Source organism: Acidiphilium sp. 20-67-58 (genome assembly GCF_002255515.1).
Classification (GTDB): Bacteria; Pseudomonadota; Alphaproteobacteria; order Acetobacterales; family Acetobacteraceae; genus Acidiphilium.
Genome location: NZ_NCAS01000002.1, coordinates 115,717 through 130,340 on the forward strand (window position 1 = coordinate 115,717; position 14,624 = coordinate 130,340).

Consider the following 14,624-nt stretch of genomic DNA (forward strand, 5'->3'; position numbering starts at 1 on the left):
CTCGATATTTTGCTGAAGGTTGAGGGAGATTACGCACATGCTCGGCTATCAAGCTCTGCCCGCCCTGCGCTATCGTGCTCACGTTTCGCTGGGTGACCGTGCCAAACGGGTGTCCGACATCATGGCCGCCACTCTTCTGCTTGTGTTGGCCTCACCGATTTTCGCACTCATCGCCTCTCTGGTCGCGCTGGATGGCGGACCAGTGTTTTTCGCTCATTGGCGTGTTGGTCGGAACGGCGTCCCGTTTCCCTGCTTCAAGTTCAGGACGATGATGATGGGCGCCGACCATTGTCTCGCGGAGTATCTCGAACTGCATCCCGAGGCGAAACACGAATGGCAGGGCGCCCACAAACTCATGCACGATCCGCGGATTACCGGCATTGGCCGCGTGCTTCGCGCGCTGAGCCTCGATGAATTGCCGCAGCTTTGGAACGTGCTCCGCGGCGAGATGAGTCTTGTTGGACCGCGCCCGGTGACTCAGGCTGAAATCAACGCCCATTATCGCGATGCCGCCGATACCTGTCTTTCGGTCAGGCCCGGGCTGACCGGCCCCTGGCAGGTCATGGGCCGCAACGCGCTGACGTATGAGGCGCGGGTCAGTCTTGATGTTGCTTACGTTCGGAGCCGGTCTTTTGTTCGTGACATCGTCATACTCTTCAAAACGTTCGGTGCAGTCGTCGAGGGTAGCGGACAGTGACGGCACTTCCTTCCCGCGGCGCCGGCATTTCGGTGCTGATGACGACCAGCGCTGGCGACAATTCGGTTTCCCTGCGCGATTCGCTCGCAAGCCTGTTCGGCCAGTCCTCGCCCCCCGAACAACTCGTGATCGTTGTGGACGGGCCTATTGACGACAATCAGGACCGTGTTCTTCGCGACTTTGCCGGGGATGGAAGAATTACGGATGTTCGTGTCATCCGTCTCGATCGCAATGTCGGCCGTGTCGGTGCGCTTAACGCGGGCATTCCGCATTGCTCCGGCGAATGGGTGATGCGGTTGGACAGCGACAATATCTGCCGGCCTGATCGCGTTGCACTTCAACGCCACTATCTTGAGGCTCATCCCGAGACAGATGTGCTGTCGGCCTGGTGCAGCGAGTTTGACGAGATTTCGGGGCGGCGTTTCCTCAAATCTTCGCCGGTCGATCACGACAATATTGCTGCCGTATTGCGGTGGCGGAACGTTTTGGTGCACCCGGCGACGGTGGTTCGCAGGTCACGGCTCCTCGAGGTGGATGGATACCGGGCCGAGTATAGCAGGATGGAGGATTATGACCTCTATGTCCGGCTTGTTCTGGCTGGCGCACATTTTCATGCCTTGCCCAAGGCCCTTCTTGACGTACGAAAAAACAAGGCGGCCTATACGCATCTCGGCGGTTTCGGCTACGTGCGTAGCGAGCTGAGGTTCCGTCTGTTCTGCTATCGTGCCGGTTTCCTGTCTCTGTCGCAATTTGCGTTCCTTGTGACGGCCATGATTGTGTTCCGAATGCTCGGCCACCGGCTGCGGGCGGCCCTCTATCCCCTGGTTCGCGTGCCCGCGCCGGATGTAAGTTAGGAATGATTTCGCGCGTGACGCGATTAATTCTATTATGAGTTGTATAATTCAAACAAGTCGACTATATCGGGTTTAATCTAATGTTAACCATATTAGGGTGGAATGGAATTCCACCCTTTTAATGGACGATCTAGCCGCCGATGGTTATGGTAGCATTAGAAACTTCAGGCGGTCGTGGGTTAGACCAAGAAGAAGAAAAGGCCGGCACCGATTCACCGGCGATCAATCTGGTGTAAATTGGGTCGGAAACAGATACCCCGTCCGGAAATCCAATTTTCTGGAGCGCCGTTTCGTATTGCTCAGGAAACATCGCCATCAGCCCAGTGGAGAAATTCAAATTAGGATACTGTCTAGGCTCTTCGATTTTTTTGAAACCCAACCGCCGATACATCGGCATGTGTTGGGTTCGGACCGCATTTATCATCAGGTCAGCATCAAAGTAGAGCCTCAAATACGCGACCATTCGGAAGGCTGCAATTATAAGCGTTCGATCATTTGCAAAGCTAGGGGCGCTGGCAAAGCGATTGATTTCGACGATGCGGCCGGAGCGGCCTGCACGCATCGCCGTCTCTCCAAGTGCCAAAATCTCTGCACCAAAAATATCCATGGAAGGAACTTTGTCGGCACTCGGCCAACGGCCGTCAAGATCAAGGAGAGTCACACGTATTGTGGCGGCCGGTCTGTAATCACGATATATGACGACTGTTCGGCTATTAGCTGCAGCGTCATAGCCGTCAGTAAATAGTTTGTCCCGATGAGCCTCAATATAGCCGTAAGAAAGATAACCATCATAACGTACCTTAGCAGCCTCTCGCATCAATTCTGGAGTTACTGCTATGCGTGCCGTCGTATCTTGGGTTTCCGGTATGGCGAGTATGGTTTCACGTCGTTGCAGTTCGCTGCTGGTGCAAATATAGCCATCCATTTTGGATCTCCTGGATCGAAGGGTATGGTTCATCAAAACCTGCAGATATTATATGATACAATTTTTCCAATTTTTAGTGTAAAAAACTTTACAACGTCTGACTGGGATACCAATTAAATGAGACGCTGGCGCCGTCTTTTTGTTCATTTGTTTATTTTTTTTAATTTTATCGAATCGTTGTTTTCTGCGCGCCTTTTGACAAGAATAGTGCCGGAATCCTTTCGGACGACTGTTCAAATTTCGCAAATTGACACACGCGCTCGTCTCAGCATGAAAATGGCTGTAATGGGCGAGATTGCGCTGATCGCTTTTACCTCCGGTTTTATTGGTAGCCCAGCCAATGAGCCGATTCTGGCTCTTGTGATTGCATTAAGTATTTTTTACACAACGTTGGTTTTCCTTGGTCAATTTTGGATTAGAAGTCGTCGGAAAATCGAGCTTCTTAAGTTTTTCTTTAGAATTTATGGTTTTCTTCAATTTTCGATAGGTGCAGGTTGGGGCGGTATAATCATTTCTACTCTACCGCACAGCAATGCTGTGCAAATGGCCCAGATTTACGCGATCTTGATTGGTCTGATTTCCACTGCTGTGTTTGCAGGGCCAATCACCTTCTCATTGCTGTTCTGGACACCGCTCGTCACGGGTTCAATGATAGCCCTTCTGCTGCCCGCATCGCATACGCAGATTGCGACGTTGGTTGGCATGGTTGCATACGACGTCGTCTCGTTCATTCTCATTATCGAATTGAGTCGGAAACTGGTCGAGCGAGAGGTGGGAGCTATACGCATCGCCCGGCTTAAGGAGGAGACCGAAATCCTTCTCCGCGATTTTCAGCAAGGTGCCAGCGACTGGCTGTTCGAGTTGGACGATAGCCTGACAATTGTGAATCCATCTGAGCGTTTTTGCGAGGTTGCGAGGCGTCGTTCCTCGGCAATGCAGGTCAACCTCCGTAATTTGCTTCTCGACGGTGATGGTTCGATCTTCCGGCATCGGGACGAAGCGATCGACAAACTCATGGCGCAATTGGAATCGCACCTGCCGTTTCGCGACATGATCGTATCGATCCCTTTCGATGGGGAATTACGCTGGTGGGATCTCTCCGCAAAGCCAATCTTCAAGGAGAGTGGTGAACTCGGCTGTTATCGGGGCGTCGGACGCGACATAACCGACCTGCATCGCTCTAGGGAGCGGGTCACTTATCTGGCCCGTCACGATCCGCTCACAACACTGTTCAATCGGGATATGTTCGCAGTTGCGCTCGCACAGGCGATCGACGAAGCCGAACAGATGCCGGCGGCTCTTTTATGTGTCGATCTCGACTACTTCAAGACGGTGAATGACAGCTTTGGCCACGCCGTGGGCGACAATCTTCTGCGCGCGGCGGCGGAACGTCTTTGCGGGTGCGTTCGCGGTCGGGATATGGTGTTTCGTCTCGGCGGTGATGAATTCGCCATCATCGTACCCGGTGTGCAGCGCCCGGAGGTTGCATCGATCGCAGCCCGTATCGTCGAGCATCTGGGTCAGCCGTTCCGGATCAGGAGTTTGACGATGACCGTTGGCGTGTCGGTCGGGATCGCCATGCTGCCGAACGACGCAAGAACCCCTGAAGGCATCCACCATTGTGCAGATCTCGCCCTCTACCAGGCCAAGGTGGAGGGGCGCGGCCGGTTCAATTTCTTCAACTCAGATACACAGGACGCCATTACCCGGCGGATCGCCATTCATGCCGATCTGAAAAATACTGCGATACGAAACCAGCTTTTCCTTGAATATCAGCCGATTGTGGATTTACGCACGGGGGCGCCTGTGGCGATGGAGGCGCTGGTACGTTGGCGCCATCCTGCAAGAGGCATCATCAGCCCTGGCGAATTCATCTCGATCGCCGAGGATAGCGGTCTCATCGGGATGATTGGCAAATACGTCATAGATATGGCGTGTCAGGCTGCGGCGCAGCTGACACAAGACCTTCAGGTGACGATCAACCTTTCGCCACGGCAACTGCGCGATGAAACCCTGCCCGACAAGATCGCCGAAGTGATGGAGCAGAATGGGCTAGGCCCAGGCCGAATTGCGTTTGAAATTACTGAAACATGCCTGCTCGATGTCAGCGGTCACAGCCTCGATCTGCTGGACCGCATTCGCGCCCTAGGCTGTGAAATCATACTTGATGATTTTGGAACCGGTTATTCATCCTTCCGGCCGATCCATGAATATAAATTCGATCGTATCAAGATTGCCCAGGCACTGCTGGAAGACGTATTCCTGCACACAAATGGCCGTGTGATCCTTGAGACTGTTATAAATATGGGGCAACGTATCGGTATCGACATGATTGCCGAAGGTATCGAGACTGAGAGTCAGGCCGGTTTGCTGCGTGATCTCGGCTGCCCCTATGGTCAGGGCTACTGGTTTTCCCGCCCGATTAGCGAGGTTTACCTGCTAGAAAATTACGGTGTATCCCCCACAGCGGTCGGTTGAGAGACGGCTCTCATAATGACAGCCAAGCCGCAGCTTAACCTGGCAGCAATTGAAATAATTGTATTTCATCGCCAATATCTCTCGTGCCAAGGTGGAGATCGTGGATATCCCAACATGACATGTTATTTTTAAATATGCGTTTTTTAATTAAAAATATTGATGATATTGGCTTTTTATTTTATAAAAACTTTGTCTTAAACACCTATTGTTTCGCTGAGGCTTGATGATGACTGAGCAAAATCATAAAATTGAAAAAATTTTTGATGAATGGAAAGTTGCGATAATCATCGCCTCCATTGGAAGGCGGAACGAAATAGAACAGTTGTTACCCCATCTTTTTTCACAAACCCTGCCGCCCTGGAAAGTCATACTATCGGTCGAAAAGAATGATGACATACCAGACGGTATACCTTCTGCAGTAGAAATCATAAAAGGTCCGCGTGGACTAACGGCACAGCGCAACCGAGGTCTTGAGTCCGTTATAAACAACTGTGATGTTATTGTATTTTATGATGATGATTTTATTCCGGCCAGAAATTCGATTGCTGAAATTGTAAAGATATTTGAAAAATATCCGGAAATTGTGGCGTCTACAGGACTTGTTTTGGCTGACGGCGTAAAAAAAGGTGGGATTGAGTATGATGTATCTGTCGACATCGTGAACAACCAGAGCATTTCAAATCCGCCTGAAAATATACGCGATATTGACTCCCTGTACGGCTGCAACATGGCATTGCGCGCCAAGGCAGTTGGTGCCATCCGCTTCGACGAGACCTTGCCACTTTATGGATGGCAGGAGGATGTCGATTTTGCCGGTCAATTGCTAGTCAAGGGCAGAATTGTGTCAGCGGATACGTTTCAAGGCGTTCATCGTGGTGTGAACAAAGGACGTACCCCAGGCGCAAAACTCGGTTATGCACAAGTCGTCAATCCGCTCTATCTATTCAAAAAGGGAACAATGCGGTGGAAAAAGGCCTTAATTTTAGTTCTAAAGAATATTATTGCCAATCATATGCGTCTTATATGGGAAGAGCCATTCATAGATCGCCGTGGTCGTGCCAAAGGTAATTGGATCGGCCTTTGGCATATTTTGACTGGAAGCTCCGATCCGCGAAGAATTAACCAGATTAAATAATGATGCTCCAGGTCGTGCATGTCTCGGCTCATTCGCATCGCCAGGCAAATTCTGGAACATGATCCGATCAGATGGGATCATCTGATCGGATAAAGATGCTCAGACAAACAACAAGACAGAGCACGATATCGGATCCAGATGGATCAGAGCTGGCTCTAAGACCAAAAACAACCCCTTTGGTCCAGGCTTGGGAACATCACGAACACCTCAATTCCCGCCGGTGGGATCGGGCTCGATATTGAACTCTTGAGCTGTTTGTCTGCTCTGGCGGGTGATCCACTTCAGGGAACGTCGCTCCCACATCCAATGCATTCCAACCCCGCCAAGGAGTGCCAGAACGCATTTCGCGATCGCCGAAGCATGAAATAGCTTGCCGACAAAGAAGCCCACATACACGTGACCAAGATAGATGAATAGCGACGCGCCAGACAGCGCGAGTATTATGCTTGAGCCAGCTTTGGGCAGTCGGATCCGCGGGATGTAAAGGATCAACAATACCGCGAGAAAAAGCGGAATCGCATTCAGCCAGCCATAGGTAGGGCCATCCAGCAGGGCAAAGACGAAAGTGGCGATCATGGCGCTGACCTTCTGTCCCTGGCTGCGCGCATTGGCGACGAGAATGCCGAGAACAAAGGTTGCAAAATTTCCGATTGGGGAGATCTGGGCGAGCGACAATTCTGGCGCGCCATGGGTTAGAAAATCGGGCTGTATCAGCACGGGCAGTCCGAATTTGACCACCATGCCAAGTCCAAGCAGCGCAAGCGTGAAGGGCTGCAGGGATTGGGCGGTCTTCCAGCGCGCAGGAGCCAGTTGGAGGAGGATATAGATGATGAGAAGATTCTGGATTAACGCATCGACGTACCAGAACAGGATTACATGCCGGAAAACAGGCATGTGGCGAGCGATCAACGCAGGGTAATTCACCAAGTCGGTGCCGAGCATGAACAAGCTTGGCGGGGGAGGGTGGCCTTGCCAGAAGCTGGCGATCGTGGCGATGAGGGTGAAGCCGATTGTCGGGAGCAGAATGTTCTTGATCGAGGTCAGGATTCGACGTGCTGCCCCTCCCGCGAAAATTTCCCGTAACTGCATCCGCCCGAAGAGATAGCCCGAAACCAGAAAAAGCGCCCCGGTTTCCCCATCTCCCAGCCGCGTCAGTCCAAAGTGATACGCGACGACGAGCACGATTGCCACGGCACGAATGGCCATGAAACTATCGACCGATGTCGACCAGCGCGAGGATGTCTTCCCTCTTGCCGACAGTTCCGCAATGCTCTTTTCCTGCCAATCGACAGGAAGTTCGCCCACGATTTCTTCTGCCGCCAGAAAAGCTTCGACATAAGAGAGGCTGTCTCCGCCAAGTTCGGCGAAGGTCGATGAAGCACTGACCTCCTCGGCGCCGAATATTTCCTGCCAGCGACGGCGCAGTGTTTCTGCCTTCGCCGAGCCTGCTGGACGTTGTGCGTTCGTCTCCGCAATGCCGGCCGTTCGCACGTGGTCGATCAAGGCTGCCCGATCGATCTTGCCGTTCGGGAGCGTGGGCAGTTTGGTTTCGAACAGCCAGATCTTGCGAGGCATCATATAGGAGGGAAGCGTTTGCGCGAGGCGCGAAGCGATCGTTTCCTGATCCAGCCGGATGGTATCGTCATGCGCGACGAACGCCTCGATGCTGGCACGGTCCCCGTCCCGGAACGGTAAGGCGACCGCCATCTGAACTCCAGGACAGGCTTGCAGGGCGCCGCTGATCTCCGAAAGCTCGACCCGGAAGCCGCGTATCTTTATCTGATCATCTCCACGGCCCATCATCAGCACGTTGCCGTCCTGGAGATAACGGCCCTGATCACCGGTGTAATAAATCGCCTCGCCTGTCAGCTCGTCGATGCCGCGGTCCTGCGGCTCGATCACCGCGCCATCGCGGACGTAACCGAGGCTGAGGAATCGTGACTGGATCGCGATCTCTCCCGGCTCCCGGTCGAAACGGGGCTGCCGATCCGGCCCGATGACAAGAACCTTGAACCCCTCAACGCCCCCCCCGATCGGCACGCTCGTCCAGCCTTCGTCGCGTTGAAACCGGTAGAAGCTTACGGCCTGGGGCGTCTCGCTGCACCCGTAGAAATTCACGTGCTCCGCATTGGGAGCGAATCGTGAGACGGATTCGAGCAGTTTTGGCGATAGCTGATCCCCGCCCCAGAACATCCTGCGCAACTTCGGCAGCGTGACCGCATTCGGCCCGCTTGCCAGTAATAGCTGCCCCATCGGCGGTGTGAGATGCGCCACGGTCACCAGGTTTTTCTCAAGCCAGGATCGCAGTCGGCCGGGTTCGGTGATTTCGCACTGGCGCGGTACCGCAAGCGTTGCGCCAATCGACAGCGGGGTGAAAATATCGCGCAGCACGGGGTCATGGGAGAGCCCGGAAAGCATGGAAAACGTGTCGCTGGCGGCAAGACCGAACTGCTTGGTGTGCCAGCCAATGAAATGCACGAGCGCCGCATGATTGCACGCGATGCCCTTGGGCGTTCCTGTGCTGCCCGACGTGAACAGCATATAGGCAATATCGGTATCCGGACGGATCGCTGGCTGCGCGATGGCTTCGGACTGGGCATCGGAGTGGCCGGACTCCGTTTGTGCCGCGAATATCTGCACGGACTGTTCCTCCGCCAGATCCTTGGCGAGAGCCCGGACTTCATCCCCCCCGGCCGGAATAATCAGCCGGGGACGGCACGTTGAGATAAAAGTCTCCAGCCTTTTTGCCGGATAACTCCAGTCCATGATCACAAATGCCACACCGGCCCGCAACGCGCCCAGTACCGTCCAGACCAGCTCGGGCCGCCGCTCGGCGAGAATGGCAACGCGATCTCCCGGGGCCATGCCTTGCCGGACAAGAGCTGCCGCCATCTCGCGCGATTTCTGCTCCAGCTCGGCATAGGTCCATGCGGCATCACCGCAAGTTACTGCGACATTACCCGGGAAAGCGGCTGCCGTTCGGATGAACGCGTCGTGGATCAGTTGATTATTCATGGGTTTTCTTTTCAAAACGATCCTGATTATGGGGCAAATAATTCTATAATATTTAATATTAATTACATGATAAAAACAGACACTATTCTGAATTCAAGATGGATCATACTATTAAGTCGTGAAATTTGTTTGTGTTTCAAAGCCGCCGTCGTTCCACTATTTGAGTCCTAATGCGTATGCTGGCCGTCGAATTAAGGGGAGTTAATATGAAATTTAGTTCGCGTGTTCAATAAAATAGATAATCTCTTGTAGGTTGTATAATTGATAATAATTATGACAGCGTAGCTCCTGCATCGCTGACAAGTTTATCGGGGCGATGAAGGCCGTGTTTGATGAATGGAAGCTCGGCCGGAAGGGTCATCGACCCGATGAACACAGATACAATACATTTCGGAAATGAATCTGCTCACACCGCCGGATGGCGCGAGCAGGCCGGCGAGCCGATCCGTCTGGATCGTATGGCGCTCTATCATATTGATAAAAAGAGCAACTTTATCCGATCAGATGATATCCATCTGATCGGATGATGCGCTAAGCAAGGGTCGCTGACGCTTTGCCAGGTACCATGGCGATCCAGGTCCGACGCCGAACAAAGATCCCTGACCTTGGCAAGGCAGTCTGGCCGAGCGCCAAACTGGGATCGGTGTGTCTCCGGGTTTTGAAACCGTTGATAACGATGGGCTTGCGCCATCGCTCCTTGACTGGCGCCAGCCACCGGAAAGCCTGGTGCGATTGCCTCCCGTGCCGAGGCATGCGCGGCCCGTGTTGTTCAGATCAATTCGCCGTAGATTTTTTCCATATCGCGACAGACGCGTTCGATCGTGAAGCGTTCCGCTCCGCGTTTCGACCGCGCGCGATATTCTGCGAGTTTGGATGGATCGTCGAGCAGGTTGCGCAGCGTTGAAGCCAGGAGCTCCGGTTGCTTCGGCGGGATGAGGATTCCGGCTTCGCCATGATCGAGCATCGCGGGAATGCCATCGACGTTGCTGGCGACGATGGCATTCCCGGCATGCCGGGCCTCGGCGATCACGAGTGGTCCTGGGTCAGCATGGGAAGCAAGCACGAAGATGTCGGCCGCGAAGAGATACTGGCGCGGATCGCTGCAGAAGCCGAGGAAATGAGCATGGTCGCCGATTCCGAGCGTTTCGGCCTGGGCCTTGTACTCTTGAAGCATCGGACCTTCGCCGGCGAGATACAGATGAGCGTCCGGGTTGGTTTTCCGTAGCAGGGCGAAAGCGTTGAGCAGGTCTGCGACGCCTTTCCGCGGATGCATGCCGCAGACGGTGAGGATAGCGGGGTGGGCAAGATCGGCCGGGGTGAACGCCGCAGGCAGCCGCGGCGAGCCGATGGAACCGTTCTGTACCTGCCGCAACTTGCGAACAGGAACATGAGATTTCCGCATGACTTCAAATCCGGTCTGGCCGACCGTCACAACCCGCGATGCACGCCCCATCAACCATGCGGAGCGGTCGAATTCATTATGCAATGTTGTTACGACCTTGTGGCCCAGAAGCCGGTAAGGTTGAACAAGAACACTTTGAGCGGCCATGTGCACATGCAGGATATCTGGCGCGAAGTCGCGTATTGCCCTGTTCAATTGCAAATTGGCCCGGAGAAACTTGCCAATCCCGCGATGTGGCTGCTCTACATGGTAAACCTTGACCCCGGCGGACTCCAGAAGGGGGATGAAATCGCCGGAGGCACAGGTATAGCCGACGTCATGCCCCATCGAATGTTGCGTGATCGCGAGATCAACCGAAACATTGACGTGACCGTTTGCCTTCCCGCAGTGATTCAACAGATGCATGATACGCATGAGGCGTTATCCGTTTTCGTGAGCGGTGTGTGCCGCGACGGGGCCCCGATGCCGGAATTGCGCCATCGCTGTATCGACGGCGGCCTGGATTCGGGTCCGGAACAGCGCGGCGGAAAAGCGCAGGGCATTCTCCCGGCAGACTGCCGGCAACATCGCCGCGCCGTGGGATTCGAAGCGGCGTACTGCGGAGACGATGGCGTCTTTCGTCTGGGTGCCGAACAGAACGCCTGTCGGCGCCGCGGAATGTTGCGGAAAAATATCTCTCGCCCCGCCCTCGGCGAAGGCAATCACCGGCGTGCCGCAGGCCTGGGCCTCGACCATCGTGATGCCAAAATCCTCCTCCGCGGCGAAGACCATCGCCTTGGCTGACTGCATCAGTGACACCAGTTCGGCATGTGAAACCGGAGGCCGCAAGGTTATGTTGGGCGCACCCGCTGCGGCCCGGCGCACCTGCGGTTCATTGGTTCCCGCGCCGACGATGGTGAGAGGGCAGTCGGGCAATTCGCGGAACGCTTCGGCAATTAGTTCGATCCGTTTGTAGGGCACGAATCGGGATGCCACCAGATAGCCGCTCCGCGGTCCATCGCCTGGAACAAATCGCTCCACGGCGACCGGCGGTGGAACGACCTCGGCGTCCCGGCGGTATGTCTTCTGTATGCGGCGGGCGATATAGCTGGAGTTGGCCAGAAAACAGTCGACGCCGTTAGCCGCCATCGCATCCCAGATCCTGATCCTGTGCAACAGCCAGCGCACGTAAAGGCTCTTGACGCCCTGGGTCAGCCCGCTCTCACGAAGATATTGAGACTGAAGGTCCCACGCATAGCGGATGGGCGAATGCATGTAACAGACGTGAACCTGTTTCGGACCCGTCAGTACCCCTTTCGCCACGGCGTGGTTGCTCGATATCACGAGGTCATAGCCGGTCAGATCAAACTGCTCGATCGCAAGCGGCATCAATTGCAGGTAGTTGCGGAAGTGTTTCCGGGCCAGAGGCAATTTCTGGATGAAGCTCGTTGTAACCGGGCGCCCGCCCAGGAAGAGGCGGTCATCATCCGCAAGGAAGTCGACGACCGCGAATATATCGGCCTGCGGATAGCATTTCAGCAATTCTTCAAGGACGCGCTCGGAGCCCGCGTAATGTTCCAGCCACTCGTGGACGATCGCGATCTTCATCGGCGCTCCAGAACCTCCATGGCGATGGATTCGAGGATTGACGCGGCTCCGGCCCAGGTGAGTTCGGCCGCTCGTGCTGCGCCGGCGGTGCGAAGGCCATTCTGCCGCGACGGCGTATCGAGTATCGACAAGACGCTTTCGGCGATCTGCTGCGGGTCGTTCGGATCGAAGTAGAGCGCGGCATCGGCGCAGGATTCCCGCAAGGCAGGGATATCCGCGCAGGCAACCGGGCAGCCACAGGCCAGGGCCTCGACGGGCGGCAATCCGAATCCTTCATAGCGGGACGGAAAGACGAAGCACCCGGCAGTTTCGTAGAGCGCCTTCAATGCGGCGTCGCTTACACGGCCGATATAGCGCGCGGGCTGCGGCAGCCTGCTCTCATTGGCCGCATTGAACGCGGCTCCGCCCATGCCGCCGGCAATCACCAGAGGCGTGCCGCGTGCGTGCAGTTGGCCGGCCAGATTTTCAAGCGCGGCAAGGTTCTTGTGCGCCGACAAGGTGCCGACACCGAGGACGAACTTGCCAGGGGCGAGTCCGTTTGCCGCCAGAATTCCCGCGTCGCTGGACATGAGCCGCATATGGTCGGTGCCCTCGGGCATGACGCGGATCAGCGACTCCGGCAGGGAGAGGTGTCGCGAGATCTCGCGTCTCGAAAACGCGGAGACTGTCACGATCGTCGTCCGCCGGCGGATCAGTGCTTTCTGGACGAATTTGTACCAGAGCCGGAACGGTCTCGAATAGGCTTCGGGCGTGCTGAATACCCCGGCGTCATGGATCACGACGATCTGCCGATCAGCCAGAAGCGGTCCGGTATTTCCAAGGTTGATGAGGAGCCGGCCCCGCGCATGCAGGGGCAACTCCAGCTGTTCCCAGACCTGCCCCTGTCGTCTCCCGATCTCGCGGGCGCCCGGCCAGGCAAGGCTTCCGCCCTGAGGCGTCAGCAACGATGCGCCGGCATTGCGCACCAGCAGCGCCCGCGTGATTTCGATTGCAAACCTTTGGACGCCGGAAAGCGATTGGGTAACGAACCGGCCATTGATCAGCGGGGCAGGGGTCATGCCGGTACGGGCTCGGAAAGTGAGCGATCCGTCGGTGCCGGCAGCCAAACCGTCTTGGTCTCGAACCGGGCGCGGGCGGTGGCTGCGACCAGCATGGCAAGGAGCAGGTAGAAATCCGGCGAGGAAATGGTCGGGCCGGACAGCAGGGCGGAGATCAGCGATGACAGAAGGGAAGCGGATGTGCCCCGGATGACGTACTGCAGGTCGGGTGCGCGGGTCATGCGCATGGCCTGGCGTGCCCGCAGCGTGAGCGCGAAGCCGAACCAGAGGAGGCCGGCCACGCCCCAGATGCCGATCGCCGCCAGCAGGCCGGGCAACAGGCTCGATGAGCGGTTGCTGCCCCAGCCGACGCCCAGCCCATAGGTCTTCATCATCTCCTGTAGGCTGTCGTAGTCCGCTTGAGATCTGGCGCGGTAGGATGCCGATTGAGTCTTGTCCAGCACTGAATTCAGGATGATCGTCGCTTCCTGTCCGGCCTCGGGCGTTGCCAGCGGGAGCGCCACAGCTGAAATCCCGCCTGCTACGCCGATGCCTGCGGCGGTCAGGACGACACGCCGTCGCATTTGCGGCGTTGCCCGAATTGCAACGCGCGCCAGCAGCAGGGCGGCCATCGCCGCCATTGTCACGTAGCCGGTCGTGGCCGTGCTGAGCAGAACCACGACGATGCCGCCCAGAAAGGTCGCGCGTGGCAGCCAGCGACGGTCACCGTTCATCACCGACCAGCCGGCGGCGCTCAGCGACGCGCACATATAAGCGGACAGCGACGACGGTTCGCTGAAAGGCCCGTTGAGACGGGTAAGGATGCCGATGGTCTGGTCGTCGAGCTGCGACCACCCGGGGTTGGAGAGGAAAAAACTGGACGGGAAGGGGATATGCAGGATCGTGCTGGCGAACTGCCACAGGGCGATCAGGATCACCAGCAGACCGCTTGCGAAATAGGCGTCAAGCAGCCGTGGCAATACCTTGCCGGGGCGGGTCAGATAGACGGCGGCCGTGGCGGCCAGCATCGCATTGGCGATGAGGTACATGTCCTGGGTGAAATTGCCGGCATTTGGTGCAAGCGGTGACCGAACGAAAAAGGCACTGACTTTCTGCGGCCACACCATCACCTGTCCCATGAACAGGCGCGGCATGATGACCGAACTGGCGACGGCGCCGATCGTGACGAGAATAAAAGGTAACATGATCGTGAACGCCTGACGTTCAGCGGGATAATGAATGTTATTAAAGAGATTAATTGCAAATAATGATACAAACATCGCTGTTGGCAGCAAGGCGGGTGTGACCCCGAGTCCGCCAATGACAATGATCGCGCTGGCAGAAAATATTGAAAAAACAATGACAAGAATGAGAAGATTCGCTGGGCGACGCCAAAACCACAGGCAGAACGGCAACAGCACGGCGCCGATCGCGGTGATCATCGATTGAATCACTCCCAGAATTGGTAGGCGAAAGCCTCTGTCCTTGTCCATG

Annotated in this window: 11 protein-coding genes; 5 read left to right on the plus strand and 6 right to left on the minus strand. The window is 55.8% G+C overall.

Annotation, left to right across the window (positions count from 1 at the left end):
• Positions 1-37: 37 nt before the first annotated feature.
• Together B7Z76_RS01535 and B7Z76_RS01540 are read left to right on the plus strand one after the other, a co-directional pair.
• Positions 38-697 (plus strand): sugar transferase, encoded by a 660-nt coding sequence (locus tag B7Z76_RS01535; protein WP_291341782.1) that lies wholly within the window; start codon positions 38-40, stop codon positions 695-697.
• Positions 698-735: 38 nt separating this feature from the next.
• The gene (locus B7Z76_RS01540) at positions 736-1,551 is read left to right on the plus strand and encodes a glycosyltransferase (protein ID WP_291341783.1); all 816 of its coding nucleotides are present in this window, start codon (positions 736-738) and stop codon (positions 1,549-1,551) included.
• Between the two features lie 130 nt (positions 1,552-1,681).
• Here B7Z76_RS01540 and B7Z76_RS01545 read toward each other — a convergent pair whose 3' ends face one another.
• A complete protein-coding gene (locus B7Z76_RS01545; protein WP_291341784.1) occupies positions 1,682-2,476 on the minus strand; it encodes an N-acyl amino acid synthase FeeM domain-containing protein in 795 nt (264 codons plus the stop codon).
• A gap of 117 nt (positions 2,477-2,593) precedes the next feature.
• Between B7Z76_RS01545 and B7Z76_RS01550 the strand changes: the two genes are divergently transcribed.
• Both B7Z76_RS01550 and B7Z76_RS01555 read left to right on the plus strand, forming a co-directional pair.
• Positions 2,594-4,954, plus strand: coding sequence for a bifunctional diguanylate cyclase/phosphodiesterase (locus tag B7Z76_RS01550; protein ID WP_291341785.1), 2,361 nt, complete (start codon positions 2,594-2,596; stop codon positions 4,952-4,954).
• A gap of 223 nt (positions 4,955-5,177) precedes the next feature.
• Positions 5,178-6,089 (plus strand): glycosyltransferase family 2 protein, encoded by a 912-nt coding sequence (locus B7Z76_RS01555; RefSeq protein WP_174502376.1) that lies wholly within the window; start codon positions 5,178-5,180, stop codon positions 6,087-6,089.
• A 207-nt stretch (positions 6,090-6,296) separates the two neighbouring features.
• Here the strand turns inward: B7Z76_RS01555 and B7Z76_RS01560 are convergent, their stop codons facing one another.
• Positions 6,297-9,104 (minus strand): amino acid adenylation domain-containing protein, encoded by a 2,808-nt coding sequence (locus B7Z76_RS01560; protein WP_291341786.1) that lies wholly within the window; start codon positions 9,102-9,104, stop codon positions 6,297-6,299.
• Positions 9,105-9,472: 368 nt separating this feature from the next.
• On the opposite strand from B7Z76_RS01560, the gene B7Z76_RS01565 reads away from it, so the two are divergent.
• Entirely contained in the window at positions 9,473-9,631 is a 159-nt protein-coding gene (locus B7Z76_RS01565; RefSeq protein WP_291341787.1) for a hypothetical protein, read from the plus strand.
• Positions 9,632-9,873: 242 nt separating this feature from the next.
• Here the strand turns inward: B7Z76_RS01565 and B7Z76_RS01570 are convergent, their stop codons facing one another.
• From B7Z76_RS01570 to B7Z76_RS01585, 4 genes are read right to left on the minus strand one after another with little or no spacing between them, the layout of a single operon-like run.
• Positions 9,874-10,920, minus strand: coding sequence for a glycosyltransferase family 4 protein (locus tag B7Z76_RS01570; protein ID WP_174502373.1), 1,047 nt, complete (start codon positions 10,918-10,920; stop codon positions 9,874-9,876).
• A gap of 6 nt (positions 10,921-10,926) precedes the next feature.
• A complete protein-coding gene (locus B7Z76_RS01575) occupies positions 10,927-12,093 on the minus strand; it encodes a glycosyltransferase (RefSeq protein WP_174502372.1) in 1,167 nt (388 codons plus the stop codon).
• Positions 12,090-13,151, minus strand: coding sequence for a glycosyltransferase family 1 protein (locus B7Z76_RS01580; RefSeq protein ID WP_291341788.1), 1,062 nt, complete (start codon positions 13,149-13,151; stop codon positions 12,090-12,092). Before B7Z76_RS01580 ends, B7Z76_RS01575 begins: the two co-directional genes overlap by 4 nt.
• Entirely contained in the window at positions 13,148-14,623 is a 1,476-nt protein-coding gene (locus tag B7Z76_RS01585) for a hypothetical protein (protein WP_291341789.1), read from the minus strand. Before B7Z76_RS01585 ends, B7Z76_RS01580 begins: the two co-directional genes overlap by 4 nt.
• Position 14,624: the final 1 nt, after the last annotated feature.

Coding starts and splice junctions, on each gene's coding strand:
- B7Z76_RS01535 (WP_291341782.1), top strand. CDS start 38: ATGCTCGGCTATCAAGCTCTGCCCGCCCTGCGCTATCGTGCTCACGTT.
- B7Z76_RS01540 (WP_291341783.1), top strand. CDS start 736: ATGACGACCAGCGCTGGCGACAATTCGGTTTCCCTGCGCGATTCGCTC.
- B7Z76_RS01545 (WP_291341784.1), bottom strand. CDS start 2,476: ATGGATGGCTATATTTGCACCAGCAGCGAACTGCAACGACGTGAAACC.
- B7Z76_RS01550 (WP_291341785.1), top strand. CDS start 2,594: ATGAGACGCTGGCGCCGTCTTTTTGTTCATTTGTTTATTTTTTTTAAT.
- B7Z76_RS01555 (WP_174502376.1), top strand. CDS start 5,178: ATGATGACTGAGCAAAATCATAAAATTGAAAAAATTTTTGATGAATGG.
- B7Z76_RS01560 (WP_291341786.1), bottom strand. CDS start 9,104: ATGAATAATCAACTGATCCACGACGCGTTCATCCGAACGGCAGCCGCT.
- B7Z76_RS01565 (WP_291341787.1), top strand. CDS start 9,473: ATGAACACAGATACAATACATTTCGGAAATGAATCTGCTCACACCGCC.
- B7Z76_RS01570 (WP_174502373.1), bottom strand. CDS start 10,920: ATGCGTATCATGCATCTGTTGAATCACTGCGGGAAGGCAAACGGTCAC.
- B7Z76_RS01575 (WP_174502372.1), bottom strand. CDS start 12,093: ATGAAGATCGCGATCGTCCACGAGTGGCTGGAACATTACGCGGGCTCC.
- B7Z76_RS01580 (WP_291341788.1), bottom strand. CDS start 13,151: ATGACCCCTGCCCCGCTGATCAATGGCCGGTTCGTTACCCAATCGCTT.
- B7Z76_RS01585 (WP_291341789.1), bottom strand. CDS start 14,623: ATGGACAAGGACAGAGGCTTTCGCCTACCAATTCTGGGAGTGATTCAA.